This is a genomic window from Thiohalospira halophila DSM 15071 (assembly GCF_900112605.1).
Classification (GTDB): Bacteria; Pseudomonadota; Gammaproteobacteria; order Thiohalospirales; family Thiohalospiraceae; genus Thiohalospira; species Thiohalospira halophila.
The window spans coordinates 73,861-89,961 of sequence record NZ_FOMJ01000009.1; the positions used below are offsets into that span (position 1 = coordinate 73,861).

Sequence of the window (16,101 nt, forward strand, 5' to 3'; positions counted from 1 at the left end):
CGGTTCTCCGGGGCCCGTAAATCCCGGGTACTCGGCGCGTGAATGCCGCATTCGGCATCCGCTCGCGCCGTGCTCCCGTCAAACATGGCAGGCATCCGCGGATCTCGCAAATCGCGCCGACCGCGCGCTCCACCGCAGGGCCCGGTGCCGGCGGCGCCATCTGATACACTGGGCCCATGTCCGATTTCCCCGCTGATGCCCTGGTCCTCTACAAGGGCCGCCCCGCCGCCGTGGCCGAGCCCGGCGAGAAGATCCTCCTGCGCCTGCCCGACGGCGAGACCAAGCGCGTCCGCCCCAAGGATATCCAGCTCCTCCACCCCGGCCCGGCCGGCGACCTCACGAAGCTCGCCACGCCGGAGGGGGATCTGGAAGGCGCGCGCGAGGTCCTGGAGGGAGAGACCGCCACCCTGGCCGACGTGGCCGACCTCGCCTTCGGCGACCACACCCCGGCCACCGCCTGGGCGGCCTGGGAGGCGGTGGCCGATGGCCTGCTCTTCACCGGCACTCCCGAGGCGGTGACTGCCATTGATGGCGAGACGGTGGCGGCGGAGCGCCAGAAACGGCAGGAGAAGGCCGAGGCCGCCGCCGCCCGCGAGGCCCTGCTGGAACGGCTGAAGAAGGGCGAGTACGCCCCCGAGGATGCCGGGGCGCTGGCGGAGATCGAGCGGGTGGCCCTGGGCACCGCCGCCCACAGCCCCCTGCTGCGCGAACTGGACCTGGCCGAGGAGCCGGAGCCGGCCCACCGGCTGCTGCTGCGCATCGGCTACTGGCAGCCCGAACACAATCCCCATCCCAGCCGGCTCTCCGCCCCCGAGGGCGAGCCGGCCGTAGGCGTGGCCCCGCCCGGGGAGAGCGAGCGGCGGGACCTCACCCATCTCACGGCGCTGGCCATCGACGACGAGGGCAACCGCGACCCCGACGACGCCATCAGCTTCGACGGCGAGTGGCTCTGGGTCCACATCGCCGACGCCGCCGCCATGGCGCCGCCGGCCAGCGAGCTGGACCTGGCCGCCCGGGAGCGGGGGGCCACCCTCTACCTCCCCGAGGGCGTCCGGCCCATGCTCCCCGAGGCGGCCATCGACCACCTGGGGCTGGGGCTCGCCAGCGAGTCCCCGGCCCTCTCCTTCGGGGTAAAGATCGCCGCCGACGGCACCCTGGAGGACGTGACGGTCACCCCCAGCCGGGTCCGGGTCACGCGGCTGACCTACGCCGAGGCGGAGAACCACCTGGACGAGGAGCCGCTGGCCTCCATCCGCCGGGTGACCGACGCCTTCCGCGCCCGGCGCATCGCCGAGGGGGCGGCCATCATCCGCATCCCCGAGGTGAGCGTAAAGGTGCGCGACGGTCGGGTGGAGCTGCGCCCGCTGCCGGACCACGTCAGCCGGCAGATCGTTACCGAGGCCATGCTGGCCACCGGCGAGGCGGCGGCCCGCTTCGCCGGCAACGAGGGGATCGCCTTCCCCTACTCCACCCAGCCGCCGCCGGAGGAGCGGCCCGAGGGCGAGGACCTGGCCAGCCAGTTCGCCTTCCGCCGCCAGATGCGCCCGGCCCGGCTGCGCTCGGCCCCGGACCACCACGCCGGCGTCGGCCTGGCCGCCTATACCCAGGTCACCAGCCCCATGCGCCGCTACCTCGACCTGGTGGCCCACCAGCAGCTGCGCGCCCACCTGGCCGGGGTCGAGACCCTGGATCAGGAGGCGCTACTGGAGCGGGTGGCGGCGGTGGACGCCGTCATGGGCGGGCTGCGCCGCAGCGAACGCCTCTCCAACCAGCACTGGAAGCTGGTCTGGCTCAAGCAGCAGGGCCAGTGGGAGGGCGAGGGCATCGTGGTGGAGACCGGCGAGCGCAAGGGCCGGGTCTTCCTGCCCGATCTCGCCTACGAGACCGTCCTGCCGCTGCCGTCGGGCACCGCCCTCAACGACCGGCTCACCCTGCGCAACACCGGGGTCGACATCCCGGCGCTGGAGGCACGCTTCTCGGTACGCTAGAACCCAGGGAGGTACCGCAATGATCGTCTACCCCCGTCGCGACGGCCTCATGGTCGGCCTCGCGCTGCTTGCCGGCCTCCTGCTGGGTGCCTGGTCCTTCGCCGGGCCGCCGGAGGGCGTGCTCTCGGTGGACTTCGAGAACGCCACCGACCACGCCATCCAGTCGCTGACCATCGACCACGGCAACGCCAACACCCAGGAGCGGATCCAGCTCCTCCAGATCCCGGCGCAGACCACCCGCCACGCGGTGCTCAACCACCAGCCCGGCGCCGGCTTCAACGTCACCGTGAAGTACGCCGACGGCCATACCGTGGAGTTCTGCGCCAACCGCGGCGTGGAGGGCCGGCGCCAGTCGGTGACCCTCTACCGCTGATAGCTCCCCACCAGCCGGTTCATGCCGAGGATGTGGGGCTCCAGCTTCTCCAGCAGCTGCCACAGGGTCAGCCCCTCGGGCAGGTCGGTGACCCGGTCCAGGGCGATGACCCAGAAGTAGTAGCGGTGCAGCCCGTGGCCGGCCGGCGGCATGGGGCCGTTGTAGCCGATGTTGCCCATGTCGTTGATGCCGGCGGTCCCGAGGGTGGTCGCCTCCTCCAGAGAGGTGACGTCGGCAGGCAGGTTGTAGAGCGCCCAGTGGACGAAGCCGTAGGTCCCGGCGGGGGAGACCAGCGGGGCATCCGGGTCGTGGCAGACCACGGCGAAACCGGCCGTCCCCGCCGGGGCGTCCGACCACTTGAGCGCCGGGGAGCGGTCCTCGCCCTCGCCGCTGTGGCGGGTGGGGATGACATCGCCGTTGCCGAAGGCGGGGCTGGTCAGGGTCATGTCGCTGGGTGCGAAGGGCATGGTTGCCTCCTGTGGATTGCCGGGGATTCGCGGGCCGCGCCACGGCGGCGCTCCCCCCGAGTATGGAACCCGCCCGGGCGGGGATGCCAATGCCGGTGAACAGACCTGGCCGGATTGACGCCACACCACCAGGGTTTTACCTTCTCCGCCCCCGCCGCGACCGGCGGCCTCCATCCGCGACAGAGTGAGAGAAGCCATGCGTATCGTCCTCCTCGGTGCACCCGGTTCCGGCAAGGGGACCCAGGCCAAGATGCTGATGGACCACTACGGCATCCCCCAGGTCTCCACCGGCGACCTGCTGCGCGCGGCCGTCTCCGCCGGCACCACGCTGGGCCAGAAGGCCAAGGCGGCCATGGATGCCGGCGAGCTGGTCTCCGATGACATCGTCCTCGGCATGATCCAGGAGCGGCTGCAGGAGGACGACGCGGCCAACGGCTTCATCCTCGACGGCTTCCCGCGCAACCCGGCCCAGGCCGAGGCGCTGGACCCCATGCTGGAGAAGATGGGCCAGCCGCTGGACGCCGCCGTGCAGATCGATGTGGACATGGACCTGCTCATGAAGCGGATCCTCGGCCGCCGCACCTGCGCGGGCTGCGGCGCGGTCTTCAACGTCTACACCCATCCGCCCAAGGAAGAGGGCGTCTGCGACTACTGCGGTGGCGAGCTCACCCAGCGCGGCGACGACAACGAGGAGACCGTCCGCAACCGCCTGGAGGTCTACGAGCAGGAGACCGCCCCGCTGGTGGACTACTACCGCGGCAAGGGCCTGCTCCACACCGTCAATGGCGTGGGCGAGGTGGACGAGATCTTCGCCGCCATCACCCAGACCCTGGACGGCCTCGGCAAGGGCTAATCCCTCGGGCGGGCCGCCTCCAGCAGGGTCCGGAAATCCTGTAGCGGCACCACCTGGTAGCTGCACTCCGCCGGCAATTCCCCGCCGGCGCGCACCATGGCCACCGACGGATAGTCGCGGCACAGCTGCGGCCGCCGGTCGTGGATGGTGCAGCGGCCATCTCCCCCCAGGTTGTCGCAGGTAAAGCGCAGCTCCCCGCGCCCGTTGCGATCCACCGGGCGGAACATGGCGTAAGCGGGATCCCGGCGCACCAGCCGCCGGAAGGCGCGACGACTCTTCACCGGCCGCCCGCCGCTGATCAGCAGCACCTGCGCGCAGCAGGCCCCGCACTGGTTGCACTCCCCGGTAATGGTCAGATTGGCATCCGCCTCGCGTTTGCGTCGGCGGCGCCACCAGCGGCGGAACATGTTCGATCCTCGATGGCTCGGGTTGCGTGGGTTGCTCGGCCCGGGAAACGCGGGGCGTGGCCCGGCCGGTCACCTGCACGGGATGACCTGCCGTTGCTAGAATGCCGGTTCCACTCGCGCAAGGGGAAGGGAACATGGCCGACCACTACGACCTCATCGCCATCGGCGCCGGCAGCGGCGGGCTCTCCGTGGCCGAACGCGCCGCCGCCCACGGCGCCCGGGTCGCCATCGTCGAGGAGGGCGCCCTGGGGGGGACCTGCGTCAACGTCGGCTGCGTCCCCAAGAAGGTCATGTGGTACGCCGCCGGCGTGGCGGAGACCCTCCACGACGCCGCCGGCTACGGCTTCACCCTGGACGGCTGGCGCTTCGACTGGGCGACCCTGAAGGCCGCCCGGGAGAAGCTCATCGAGGGGATCACCGGCTTCTACGGCAACTGGATGGCCGACAACCACATCGACCACCTCCAGGGCCACGCCCGCTTCGTGGACGCCAAGACGGTGGACGTCGGCGGCACCCACTACACCGCCGACCACATCGCCGTCTGCCCCGGCGGCGAGCCCATGGTCCCCGACGTCCCCGGCGCGGAGCTCGGCATCACCTCCGACGGCTTCTTCGAGCTGGAGAGCCTGCCCCACAACGTCGCCGTGGTCGGCGGCGGCTACATCGGCGTGGAGCTGGCCGGCGTCCTGAATGCCCTGGGCTGTCACGTCCGCCTGATCCTGCGCAAGGACCGGCTGCTGCCCACCTTCGACTCCCTCATCCGCGAGGGGCTCATGGAGGCGATGGCCGATGCCGGGATCACCGTCGTCCCCCAGGCGCCGGTGCAGGGGCTGGCGCAGGATGACGAGGGCCGCCTGCGCCTGGATTGCGCCGACGGCATGTGCTTCCACGGCCTGGACAAGGTGATCTGGGCCACCGGCCGCCGGCCGCGCACCGCCGAGCTGGAGCCGGAGAAGGCCGGCCTGAAGCCCGATCCCGCCGGCTTCCTGCGCACCGACGACTACCAGGAGACCGGCGTCCCCGGGATCTACGCGGTGGGGGACGTAACCGGCCGGCCGCCGCTGACCCCGGTGGCCATCGCCGCCGGCCGCCGCCTGGGCGACCGCCTCTTCGGCAACCAGCCCGACCGCCACCTGGACTACCAGAACATCCCGACGGTGGTCTTCAGCCATCCGCCGGCGGGCACCGTGGGGCTCACCGAGGGGCAGGCGCGGGAGATCCACGGCGACGCCGTGCGGATCTACCAGACCCGCTTCACCGCCCTCTACCACAGCTTCACCGACCGCAACGAGAAGACCGCCATGAAGCTGGTCTGCGTGGGCAATAACGAGCGCATCGTCGGCTGCCACATGATGGGCATGGGGGTGGACGAGATGCTTCAGGGCTTCGCGGTGGCCATCCGCATGGGCGCCACCAAGCGCGACTTCGACGACACCGTGGCGCTGCACCCCACCAGCGCCGAGGAGCTGGTTACCCTCCGCTGATCAGCTCCTGGCGCAGGGTCGCCAGCACGGCGGCGGCGTCCGGGCGCACCCCGCGCCAGATCCGGAAGGACTCCGCCGCCTGGCCCACCAGCATGCCCAGCCCGTCGGCCAGCTCCGCCGCCCCCCGGGCGGCCGCCCAGCCCAGGAAGGCGGTGGGCTCCGCCCCGTACATCATGTCGTAGACCCGGGTCTGCTCGCCGATGGCCTCGGCGGGCAGGTCCGGCACCTCCGCGGCCAGGCTGGCGGCGGTGGCGTTGATGATGATGTCGAAGGGCCCCTGGGCGGCGGCCAGCCCGCCGCCCTCCACCAGCCCCAGGTGGCGGAAGTGGTCCGCCAGCTCCCGCGCCCGGTCCGGGGTGCGATTGACCACCAGCAGCCGCGCCGGCCCCGCCTCCAGCAGCGGGGCGATGACCCCGCGGGCCGCCCCGCCGGCCCCCACCAGCAGGATGGAGGCCCCCGCCAGGGGCCAGCCCAGGTTCTCTGTGAGGTCGGCGACCAGGCCGGCGCCGTCGGTGTTGTCGGCGATGAGGCGGCCGTCGGCCAGCGTCAGGGTATTCACCGCCCCGGCGAGGCGGGCCCGGTCGCTCAGCTCGTCGGCCAGGGCGTAGGCGCGCTCCTTCAGGGGGACGGTGATGTTGGCCCCGCGCCCGCCGGAGGCGCCGAAGTTGCCCAGGGCCTGGGCGAGGCCACCCTGGTCCACCTGGATGGCCTCGTAGGTCAGGGCCTGGCCGGTCTGCTCGGCGAAGAGGGTATGGATCCGGGGGGAGAGGCTGTGGTCGATGGGATCCCCCATCACGGCGTAGCGATCCGGGTCGGGGCGGAAGTCGAAGGGGTCCTGGCTCATGGTCTCATCCGGTCGTTGCCTGGGGCCCGCGGGGCGGGCGGATGGGGCCAGTCTGCCACCGCCGGGCGGCGGGGCCAATCGGGTCCTCGTTCGGGCCAGCAGGGGTGCTTGACACGGGGGCGGGGCGCGGCAATACTAAATGCAAATCGTTGTCATTCGTGAGGGCACCCCGATGTACGTCTGCCTCTGCCAGGGAGTTACCGACAAGCAGATCCACGCCGAAGTGGAGCGTGGCGCCGACACCTGGAAGGAGGTTCGCGAGAACCTCGGGGTGGCCAAGCAGTGCGGCCGCTGCGGCCAGTGCGCCAAGGGCATCGTGCGCGAGGCGGTGGCCGAGAAGCACGCGGTTGCAACCCTCCCCCTGGCCGTCTAGCCTGAATCCCGTTCCCGCGCCAACCCGGCGCAAAGGCAGTCAGGAGATCCCCGCATGAAGGGCGACAGCAAGGTCCTCGAGCACCTCAACCGCATCCTCACCAACGAGCTCACCGCCATCAACCAGTACTTCCTCCACGCGCGGATGTACCGCAACTGGGGGCTGGAGGCGCTCAACGAGAAGGAATACGGCGAGTCCATCGACGAGATGAAGCACGCCGACCAGCTCATCGAGCGGATCCTCTTCCTGGAGGGCGTGCCCAATCTGCAGGACCTGGGCAAGCTCATGATCGGCGAGGAGACCGAGGAGATGCTGCGCTGCGACCTCCGCCTGGAGGAGAAGGCGGTCCCCGACCTGCGCGCGGCCATCGCCCACTGCGAGTCCGTGGAGGACTACGTCAGCCGCGACATCCTCACCTCCATCCTGGAGAGCGAGGAGGAGCACATCGACTGGCTGGAGACCCAGCTGGACCTCATCAAGAAGCTGGGCAAGGAGAACTACCTCCAGTCCCAGGCCGGCTGAGGGTCAGCGCTCTTCCGAAAGCCACCGCGCCACATCCATGGCGTGGTAGGTGAGGATCCCGTCCGCGCCGGCGCGCTTGCAGCCGGTGAGCGCCTCCAGCACCACCGCCCGCTCGTCCAGCCACCCGTTGGCGCCGGCCGCCTTGAACATGGCGTACTCGCCGCTGACCTGGTAGACGAAGGTGGGCGCCCCGAACTGCTCCTTCACCCGCCGGACCACGTCCAGGTAGGGCAGCCCCGGCTTGATCATCACCATGTCCGCCCCCTCCTGGAGGTCCATGGCGACCTCGCGCAGGGCCTCGTCGCCGTTGGCCGGGTCCATCTGGTAGGTGCGCTTGTCGCCCCCGCCCAGGTTGGCCGACGAACCCACCGCATCCCGGAAGGGGCCGTAGAAGGCGGAGGCGTACTTGGCGGCGTAGGCGAGGATCCGGGTATTCACGTAGCCGGCATCCTCCAGCTCCTCGCGGATGGCGCCCACGCGGCCGTCCATCATGTCCGAGGGGGCGACCACGTCGGCCCCGGCCTCGGCGTGGGAGAGGGCCTGGCGGATCAGGACCTCCACCGTCTCGTCGTTGACCACGTAGCCGTTCTCGTCCACCAGGCCGTCCTGGCCGTGGCTGGTGAAGGGGTCCAGGGCCACGTCGGTGATGACCCCCATGGCCGGCACCTCCGCCTTGATGGCGGCCACCGCCCGCTGGGCCAGCCCCTCGGGGTTGTACGCCTCGGCGGCATCGGCGCTCTTGCGCTCCGGCGGCGTCACCGGGAAGAGCGCCATGGCCGGGATCCCCAGCTCGGCGGCGGCGACGGCCTCGCGCCGGAGCTCATCCAGGGTCAGCCGCTCCACCCCCGGCATGGAGGGCACCGGCTCCCGCTTGCCCTCGCCCTCGATGACGAAGACGGGGTAGATGAGGTCATCGCTGGTCAGCCGGTTCTCGCGCACCAGCCGCCGAGAGAAGTCATCGCGCCGCAGCCGACGGCCGCGCGCCAGGGGGAATTCACCGTGTCCGGTCTCCATTACAGGGTCCTGCCTTTGTGACCAAGGGGTAGGTGTTCATGGTGCCATCAGGCGTTCGGGGGGGACAGGGGAAGGTACTATCGGCCTGGAGCCTATCCATAGTAAGTACGCGCTTAAGACAGTCCATCATCACGATTAGACGGCCCGGGTTTCCAGTAAGTCCTCTTTACCTTGTAACTGGCAAACAGCGCCTATGCTAGAGCAGTCAATGCTCTCGTCGCGGACCGGTCAGACGCTCTATATCGCCACACTGCGGTTCCTGCCGCTCGGACTTTAGCCACCACCTATCAGAGGAAGACTACGAATGACTCCGGGGCAATGCGCCGTTTGGACGACATTGGGCCGGGATACTATCATGCTCTTCCACATCGGCCTTCTAAGCTTACGCAACAGACACTTACGGTGGCATACTAGATGGACATTTACCGAGAATTCATCCACTTGGCTCGGCTCGCTGCTTCGGGAAGGCAGGGAGACATACGGACCTTGCTTCGGCGGGCAGCTCGTTCCGCGGACAAAGAACGCCCCGATTTCCAAGATCAGCTAAAAAGTCTGCTACAGCGCCTCCCAGAATCTGAAGGGCAGCAGCCTTATCGACGCGTTCCTCCTGACTCGAAAACCAGCCCTCAACCTGAGATGGATTCTTTGCTCCTCGAAGACTCTGCAGCGGTTGCAGAACCGACGTGGGGGCCCAACCTCAAAGGAGAACTGGATGAGATAATTGCGGAACGTGCCAAGATCGACGATCTACGTGCAGCTGGCGTTCACCCCACGCGCTCTGTTTTGTTTGTTGGGCCACCGGGTGTCGGCAAAACAATGGCCGCTCGATGGCTCGCCAAAAATACAAACCGGAAGCTCTACACGGTCGATCTAGCATCCATCATGAGTAGTTACCTCGGTCGCAGTGGGGCCAACCTGCAGAAAATCCTCTCAGCGGCCGCGAACGACACAAATGTACTATTCATCGACGAATTTGACTCGGTGGCCAAACGGCGTGGGGACGAGAGTGATATCGGCGAATCAAAGCGCCTTGTCAACGTTCTGCTGCAGTCGCTGGATAACTGGCCAGAATCGGGTCTTCTTTTGGGCGCGACCAACCACCCCGAGCTGCTAGACCGCGCTATTTGGCGCCGTTTTGACAGGGTGCTCGAATTCCCTATGCCGACCCGGGACGAGATCGTCATGTTCACGTCCAGCAAGCTGAAACTCTCAGGTTTCAAGCCGTCAAATGAAATGAGTGGTATCATCGCCGTGGGGCTAGAAGGGAGGTCTTTTGCCGACGTTGAGAACTGGCTCAATGAAGCCATACGATCGTCGATCGTCCGCGATACTCCCTTGGATACCATCCTTGCTAAGAAGGTTGCATGCCTGTTTACTAGTCAGCCGGTGTCCGAACGAGCCAAAGTCGCGACCACTCTCACTATGCTTGGCATAAGCCAAAGAGCAGCAGCAAGTCTTCTAGACCTTTCCAGAGACACCATCCGGAAATATGCAAAAACTGGCAGGGAGTGACTATGCAAGGGAAAAAATTTCTGTTAGGGCGAGGCGAACGGCTCACAGACCAAGTCCAGGTCTCTCGAGGCGGTGGCACCAAAAATCCCCCTTATGACCTCGAAACGGCCCTCCAACGCATAGCTAACCAAGTCGAAGAAGCTGGTTCATACGCAGCCCAATTACCCGATGCGGCATGCCCCGACGACCGCGTCGTTGCTGCTATGACTATGCATCCTCGCTACATTTCCAAGAGCGACTTCCCAGTCGACCTCTGCCGAGAGGTAGGTTTAGAGCCGGTAGGGGGAAAATCCACCTACGTTACGCCCGAACAATGGGGCGTAAATACACACCCAGATAGCGCCCTCGCAGACACTTGGTACGTGTCGACCACGAGATCTGCTTTGCGTGCGTGGAGCGATAACCTTGCTCCTATGGAATTGACCCCTTGGGATGAAGGCGAGCAGGCGACTATCCAGTTGCAAAGCTTAGAATCCTTCGGCGTTCCGCGAGCCTCAGAAAAGATCAAGCCGGGTACGGAGAGCGCTTCATCTCATACCTATGAGGTCGTTCTCCATAGCGAACGCCATACTGAAGTCCTTGAGGCCTTTTTCGAATATGCCAATTTATTACAGGTTGATTTTTGGGTCAGCCAAGTTCGTTATGTTGGCGGTATAATATTCGTCCCTCTCGAAGCTGACAAAAAACAGCTTGAAGAGATCTCGAAATTCGCATTCCTACGAGCTATCAGGCCAATGCCTGCGCTCAGGACATTCAGGCCCCCAATGCTCCGGGGCGATCTCACTCCTATACCAGAGCTCCCAGAGGAGGAAGTAAAAGACGAAGAAACCCGTGTGGCTGTTTTCGACGGAGGACTACCTCATGGCTCACCGCTCACGAAATGGGTGCAATCGATTGAACCACCAGGGATCGGCGCGGCTATTCCTGATGCCTTAGCTCACGGTGAGCAAGTTACATCAGCAGTCCTATTTGGCCATGTCACGCCAAACCGAAAACTTCAGGCTCCTTACTCGCGCATTGATCACGTTCGGGTAATCGATGATCAGATCAATTCTGATATCGGCCTGTACCGGCTTTTGGACCGCATCTTGGAGCATCTCGACTCCGCGACCGAAAAATATCGATTCGTAAACCTAAGCTTAGGCCCCGATGTGCCGATCGAAGATGATGAAATTGATCGCTGGACGGCTGAGCTAGATGCGCGTGCAATCGGCGGAGACACTCTCTTCTCAGTGGCAGCAGGGAATACCGGTGATAGAGACTCGTTATCGCACCTAAACCGTATTCAACCTCCTTCAGATGGGGTCAATGTCCTAGCCGTAGGCGCGTGTGATGCCATCTATGATGATGTCTGGTCTCGGTGTGATTATAGTTCCGTCGGTCCCGGGCGAACGCCGGGAATCGCCAAGCCGGATGGAGTGTCGTTCGGCGGCTCGTTTGAGCGACCTTTCGGGACGATAGCATCCGGATCAGGGGTGGGGCTAAGCGCCACACAGGGGACCAGCTTTGCTGCGCCGTTCGCATTACATACAGCCCTCGGGGTGAATGCTTTACTTGAACGAGCGATCAGTCCGCTCGGAGTCAGAGCACTCTTTGTGCATAAAGCTGATCAGGCTGAACTTCCTCCTGAAGAAGTTGGATGGGGACGATTTGAGTCCGACCCGATCACACTGCTCGAATGCGCTGATAACGAAGTTACCGTCCTCTACGAAGGAATGCTCCCTTTGAAGGAATACCTCAGGGCTCCAATACCAATCCCTACGACTGGATTGGAAGGCATGGTAGAAATAACTGCTACACTCGTGATTGCACCGGAAATAGACGCAGCTTTCACCCATGCATACACGCGCGGTGGATTGCAAGCTGTTTTTCGACCTAATTCCAATAAATCGCAGGGAAATTCGCCAACATCACCCGCAGGGAGCGAGGATTTCTTTAGTTCTAAGCGGCTTTATAAAAGAGCAGAATACGAGCTCCGACAAGATGGTCACAAGTGGGAACCATGTTGGAAAGCATCTCGTCGAAAGCAAGGAAGTAAGCTACACAACCCTTGTTTTGACGTCTACTATCATACGCGTAACGAGGGGCGTAACGACCAAGATCCGGAGCCAATTCCCTACTCCCTTGTCGTAACGGTCCATTCGCCCCGGGTGAAAGACCTTTACGAGAAAACCCTGCACGCTTACTCGGACGTCCTCGTGCCACTAGAACCACAGGTGGAAATTCGCACGCAGCTATGATGCTGGTGCTCAGTGGCAGACTACCGAGGCTGGTAGTATCGCCGTCGCGCGCTGGAGGGGCGACCAATCCCCTCCACAAGATTGGGGCCCGATCCCCGGACCGAGTGGTCAGGACTCCATTAGTGGACTATCATGGATGGTCCACATCCTCATCGGAGAAGATCCGTGTCTCTCAAGCGCCTCTTTGCCCTCGGCCTGCTGCTGCCCGCTCTGTGGCTGGCTTCGCCGGCCGTAGCCGAGCCGCGGCCGGCGCACGAGACCCTGCAGGAGGCCACGGATGAGCTCCTCAACCGCCTGGAGGCGGAGGAGAACCAGCTCCGCGAGGACAAGGATGCGCTGCGGGAGCTGGTGGACGAGCAGCTGGTGCCGCTCATCGACTTCGAGGTGGCGTCGCGCTGGGTGCTGGGCCGCTACTGGCGGGATCTCGATGCCGAGCAGCAGGCGACCTTCCAGAAGGAGTTCCAGCGGATGCTCATCCGCTTCTACGCGGATGCGCTGCTGGAGTTCGATGCCTGGGATCTGCGCTATGACGAGATGCGCCGGGACGGGCCGGACAAGCCCTTCGCGTCGGTCCGCGCCCAGGCGGTGCCGGACGAGGGCAAGCCCATCGATGTGCGCTTCCGGCTGATCCTGCGCCACGGGGAGTGGCGGATCTTCGATGTCTCCATCGCCGGGGTCTCGGCGGTGAAGAACTACCGCTCCACCTTCAGCCAGGTCCTGGCGAACAACGACTTCCCCACCCTGGTGGAGCGCATGCGGAACATGGACGCCGAGGACGACCCGGTGATGAAGGCCACCTCCGGCGAGGGCGAGCAGGAGGAGTGAGCCTCAGCCCTCGCGGCGGGTGAGCAGCGGCAGCTCGTGGCGGCGGGCGTTGGCGGCCAGAAAGGTCCCGCGCCCGCCGGCCTCGGCATCCAGCCGCTCCTTGCACTCCGAGGGCTCGCCCAGGATGGTGGCGAACAGGACCTCCAGCTCGCAGGGCTCCACCTTCACCCGGCCGAAGGGGGTCCCTTCCCCCGGCGTCCAGAACAGGTTGGGCGCCCAGCCCTTGGCCCGGATCCCCGGGCGCTGATACCAGTCGACCAGCTTCGCCTCCACGGCCGTCCTATCCGGCCCGCTCATTTTGCCGCCTCCCGCGCACGCTCCAGCATCGGGGCGAGGTACTGCCCGGTGTGGGAGAGGGGATTGGCCGCCACCTCCTCCGGGGTGCCGTGGGCGATGAGCTGGCCGCCGCCCTCGCCGCCCTCCGGCCCCATGTCCAGGATCCAGTCGGCGGTCTTGATGACGTCGAGGTTGTGCTCGATGACCACGATGGTGTTGCCGCGCTCGCGCAGCCGTACCAGCACACCCAGAAGCTGCTCGATGTCGTGGAAGTGCAGGCCGGTGGTGGGCTCGTCCAGGATGTAGAGGGTGCGGCCGGTGTCCCGCTTGGAGAGCTCCCGGGCCAGCTTCACCCGCTGGGCCTCGCCGCCGGAGAGCGTGGTGGCGCTCTGGCCGAGCTTCACGTAGGTGAGCCCCACGTCCATGAGGGTCTGCAGCTTGCGCGCCACGGAGGGGACGGGGTCGAAGAACTCCCGCGCCTCCTCGACGGTCATCTCCAGGACCTCGTGGATGTTCCTGCCCTTGTAGCGGACCTCCAGGGTCTCGCGGTTGTAGCGCTTGCCGCCGCAGACGTCGCAGGGGACGTGGATGTCCGGCAAAAAGTGCATCTCCACCTTGATGACGCCGTCGCCCTGGCAGGCCTCGCAGCGCCCGCCCTTGACGTTGAAGGAGAAGCGGCCCGGGCCGTAGCCCCGGGAGCGCGCCTCCGGCGTGCCGGCGAAGAGCTCCCGCACCGGGGTGAAGATCCCGGTGTAGGTGGCCGGGTTGGAGCGCGGGGTGCGGCCGATGGGGCTCTGGTCGATGTCCACCACCTTGTCGAAGTGCTCCAGCCCCTCCAGGCCGTCGCAGGGGGCGGGGTCGTCGCCGGCCTTGTTGATGGCCAGGGCGGCGTGGCGGTAGAGGGTGTTGTTGATGAGCGTCGACTTGCCGGAGCCGGAGACGCCGGTGATGGCGGTGAAGAGCCCCACCGGCACGCTGGCGTCCACCCCCTGGAGGTTGTTGCCCCGGGCGCCGCGGACGGTGAGCCAGCGGTCGGGGTGGGGGGCGATCCGCTCCTCGGGGACGGCGATGGTCCGCCGGCCGGACAGGTACTGGCCGGTGAGTGACTCCTCGCTCGCCGCCACCTCCTCCGGGGTGCCCTGGGCGACGATGCGGCCGCCGTGGGCGCCGGCGCCGGGGCCGATGTCCAGAACGTGGTCGGCGGTGCGGATCATGTCCTCGTCGTGCTCCACCACGATGACCGTGTTGCCCAGGTCCCGCAGCCGGGTGAGGGTGTTGATGAGGCGGTTGTTGTCCCGCTGGTGGAGGCCGATGGAGGGCTCGTCCAGGGTATACATCACGCCCACCAGGCCGGCGCCGATCTGGCTGGCCAGCCGGATCCGCTGGGCCTCGCCGCCGGAGAGGGTGTCGGCGGCGCGGTCGATGGTGAGGTAGTCCAGGCCCACGTCCACCAGGAAGTGGAGGCGATCGCTGATCTCCTTGACCACCTTGGCGGCGATCTCGCCGCGCCGGCCCTCCAGGCGCAGGTCCCGGGCCCACTCGTGGGCGCGGCCCACCGGCATGGCGGCGACGTCGGGCAGGCGCAGGCCGTCCACGAAGACCGAGCGGGCGGCGCGATTGAGCCGGGTGCCGCCGCAGTCGTCGCAGGCGCTCTGGCTGAGGTACTTGGCCAGCTCCTCGCGGACGGTGGAGGACTCCGTCTCGCGGTAGCGCCGCTCCATGTTGTGGATGACGCCCTCGAAGGGCTGGGTGCGGCTATTGGCGTGGCCGCGGTCGTTGACGAAGGTGAACTCGATGAGCTCGCCGCCGCTGCCGTAGAGGATGACCTCCCGCACCGACTCCCGCAGCTCCTGGAAGGGGGTGTCCAGGTCGAAGCCGTAGTGGTCCGCCAGCCCCTTGAGCATCTGGAAGTACCAGGCGTTGCGCCGGTCCCAGCCGCGCACCGCCCCCTCGGCCAGGCTCGCCTCGGGGTTGGCCACCACCCGGGCGGGGTCGAAGAACTGGCGCACCCCCAGGCCGTCGCAGGTGGGGCAGGCGCCGGCCGGGTTGTTGAAGGAGAAGAGCCGCGGCTCCAGCTCCGGGAGTGAGTACCCGCATACCGGGCAGGCGTAGTTGGCCGAGAAGGCCAGCTCCTCGTGGCCGGGGTCCATGAAGGCGATCCGGGCGTTGCCGTCGGCCAGGGCGAGGGCGGTCTCGAAGGAGTCGGCCAGGCGCTGCTTGATGTCCTCGCGGACCTTGAAGCGGTCCACCACCACCTCGATGGTGTGCTTGCGGTTCTTCTCCAGCGCCGGCGCCTCGTCCAGCTCCACCACCTCGCCGTCGATGCGGGCGCGGATGAAGCCCTGGGCGCGGAGCTGCTCGATCTGCTGGTGGTACTCGCCCTTGCGGTCACTGACTACCGGCGCCAGGAGCATCACCCGAGTGCCCTCGGGGAAGTTCAGGACCTGGTCCACCATCTGGCTCACCGTCTGCGCCTCCAGCCGCTCGTCGTGGTCGGGGCAGCGCGGCTCCCCGGCCCGGGCGTAGAGCAGGCGCAGGTAGTCGTGGATCTCGGTGACGGTGCCGACGGTGGAGCGCGGATTGTGGGAGGTCGCCTTCTGCTCGATGGAGATCGCCGGGGATAGCCCCTCGATCTGATCGATATCCGGCTTCTCCATCATGGAGAGGAACTGCCGGGCGTAGGCCGACAGGGACTCCACATAGCGGCGCTGGCCCTCGGCGTAGATGGTGTCGAAGGCCAGGGAGGACTTCCCGGAGCCGGAGAGGCCGGTGAAGACGATGAGCCGGTCCCGGGGCAGTTCCACGTCGATGTTGGCGAGGTTGTGGGTCCGCGCCCCCTGGATGCGTATGGTGTCCATGGTCCAAATTCCCGAAAAAAGGGCAACCTGCTAATATACGTCGCTCTTGCCGGAACAGGCAAAGA

Annotated in this window: 15 protein-coding genes; 9 read left to right on the plus strand and 6 right to left on the minus strand. The window is 66.6% G+C overall.

Annotated elements, in window-relative coordinates:
* Positions 1 to 176 precede the first annotated feature (176 nt).
* Together BM272_RS11740 and BM272_RS11745 are read left to right on the plus strand one after the other, a co-directional pair.
* Positions 177 to 1,988: an RNB domain-containing ribonuclease gene (locus BM272_RS11740; RefSeq protein ID WP_093428985.1), complete on the plus strand. Its 1,812-nt coding sequence runs from the start codon at positions 177 to 179 to the stop codon at positions 1,986 to 1,988.
* A gap of 19 nt (positions 1,989 to 2,007) precedes the next feature.
* Positions 2,008 to 2,361 carry a hypothetical protein gene (locus BM272_RS11745; RefSeq protein ID WP_240308121.1) on the plus strand — a complete coding sequence of 118 codons (354 nt, stop codon included), beginning with the start codon at positions 2,008 to 2,010 and terminating at the stop codon, positions 2,359 to 2,361.
* Here BM272_RS11745 and BM272_RS11750 read toward each other — a convergent pair.
* Positions 2,352 to 2,828 (minus strand): YbhB/YbcL family Raf kinase inhibitor-like protein, encoded by a 477-nt coding sequence (locus BM272_RS11750; protein WP_093428986.1) that lies wholly within the window; start codon positions 2,826 to 2,828, stop codon positions 2,352 to 2,354. The genes BM272_RS11745 and BM272_RS11750 overlap by 10 nt on opposite strands.
* A 196-nt stretch (positions 2,829 to 3,024) precedes the next feature.
* Between BM272_RS11750 and BM272_RS11755 the strand changes: the two genes are divergently transcribed.
* Positions 3,025 to 3,681, plus strand: a complete 657-nt coding sequence (locus BM272_RS11755) for an adenylate kinase (protein WP_093428987.1) — start codon at positions 3,025 to 3,027, stop codon at positions 3,679 to 3,681.
* On the opposite strand, the gene BM272_RS11760 is transcribed toward BM272_RS11755, so the two are convergent.
* Positions 3,678 to 4,088, minus strand: coding sequence for a YkgJ family cysteine cluster protein (locus BM272_RS11760; RefSeq protein WP_093428988.1), 411 nt, complete (start codon positions 4,086 to 4,088; stop codon positions 3,678 to 3,680). The two genes, BM272_RS11755 and BM272_RS11760, sit on opposite strands and share 4 nt — an antisense overlap.
* Positions 4,089 to 4,222: 134 nt before the next feature.
* Between BM272_RS11760 and gorA the strand changes: the two genes are divergently transcribed.
* Positions 4,223 to 5,572, plus strand: coding sequence for a glutathione-disulfide reductase (gene gorA, locus BM272_RS11765; RefSeq protein WP_093428989.1), 1,350 nt, complete (start codon positions 4,223 to 4,225; stop codon positions 5,570 to 5,572).
* On the opposite strand, the gene aroE is transcribed toward gorA, so the two are convergent.
* Entirely contained in the window at positions 5,559 to 6,416 is an 858-nt protein-coding gene (aroE, locus tag BM272_RS11770; protein WP_093428990.1) for a shikimate dehydrogenase, read from the minus strand. The genes gorA and aroE overlap by 14 nt on opposite strands.
* 139 nt (positions 6,417 to 6,555) lie before the next feature.
* Here aroE and BM272_RS11775 point away from each other — a divergent pair, with 139 nt between their 5' ends.
* Complete coding sequence (locus tag BM272_RS11775) at positions 6,556 to 6,789, plus strand: bacterioferritin-associated ferredoxin (RefSeq protein WP_240308122.1); 234 nt, start codon at positions 6,556 to 6,558, stop codon at positions 6,787 to 6,789.
* 54 nt (positions 6,790 to 6,843) lie between these two features.
* Positions 6,844 to 7,311 (plus strand): bacterioferritin, encoded by a 468-nt coding sequence (bfr, locus tag BM272_RS11780; protein ID WP_093428992.1) that lies wholly within the window; start codon positions 6,844 to 6,846, stop codon positions 7,309 to 7,311.
* Positions 7,312 to 7,314: 3 nt separating this feature from the next.
* On the opposite strand, the gene hemB is transcribed toward bfr, so the two are convergent.
* Positions 7,315 to 8,325 (minus strand): porphobilinogen synthase, encoded by a 1,011-nt coding sequence (gene hemB / locus BM272_RS11785; RefSeq protein WP_093428993.1) that lies wholly within the window; start codon positions 8,323 to 8,325, stop codon positions 7,315 to 7,317.
* 645 nt (positions 8,326 to 8,970) lie between these two features.
* Between hemB and BM272_RS11790 the strand changes: the two genes are divergently transcribed.
* The 3 genes from BM272_RS11790 (at position 8,971) to BM272_RS11800 (ending at position 12,902) form a co-directional block, all read left to right on the plus strand.
* Positions 8,971 to 9,837: an AAA family ATPase gene (locus BM272_RS11790; RefSeq protein ID WP_159433085.1), complete on the plus strand. Its 867-nt coding sequence runs from the start codon at positions 8,971 to 8,973 to the stop codon at positions 9,835 to 9,837.
* A gap of 383 nt (positions 9,838 to 10,220) precedes the next feature.
* Positions 10,221 to 12,077, plus strand: a complete 1,857-nt coding sequence (locus BM272_RS11795) for a S8 family peptidase (RefSeq protein ID WP_159433086.1) — start codon at positions 10,221 to 10,223, stop codon at positions 12,075 to 12,077.
* Between the two features lie 165 nt (positions 12,078 to 12,242).
* The gene (locus BM272_RS11800) at positions 12,243 to 12,902 is read left to right on the plus strand and encodes an MlaC/ttg2D family ABC transporter substrate-binding protein (RefSeq protein WP_159433087.1); all 660 of its coding nucleotides are present in this window, start codon (positions 12,243 to 12,245) and stop codon (positions 12,900 to 12,902) included.
* Positions 12,903 to 12,905: 3 nt separating this feature from the next.
* On the opposite strand, the gene BM272_RS11805 is transcribed toward BM272_RS11800, so the two are convergent.
* The gene (locus tag BM272_RS11805; RefSeq protein ID WP_093428996.1) at positions 12,906 to 13,199 is read right to left on the minus strand and encodes a hypothetical protein; all 294 of its coding nucleotides are present in this window, start codon (positions 13,197 to 13,199) and stop codon (positions 12,906 to 12,908) included.
* Positions 13,196 to 16,036, minus strand: a complete 2,841-nt coding sequence (gene uvrA, locus BM272_RS11810; protein ID WP_093428997.1) for an excinuclease ABC subunit UvrA — start codon at positions 16,034 to 16,036, stop codon at positions 13,196 to 13,198. Before uvrA ends, BM272_RS11805 begins: the two co-directional genes overlap by 4 nt.
* Positions 16,037 to 16,101: the final 65 nt, after the last annotated feature.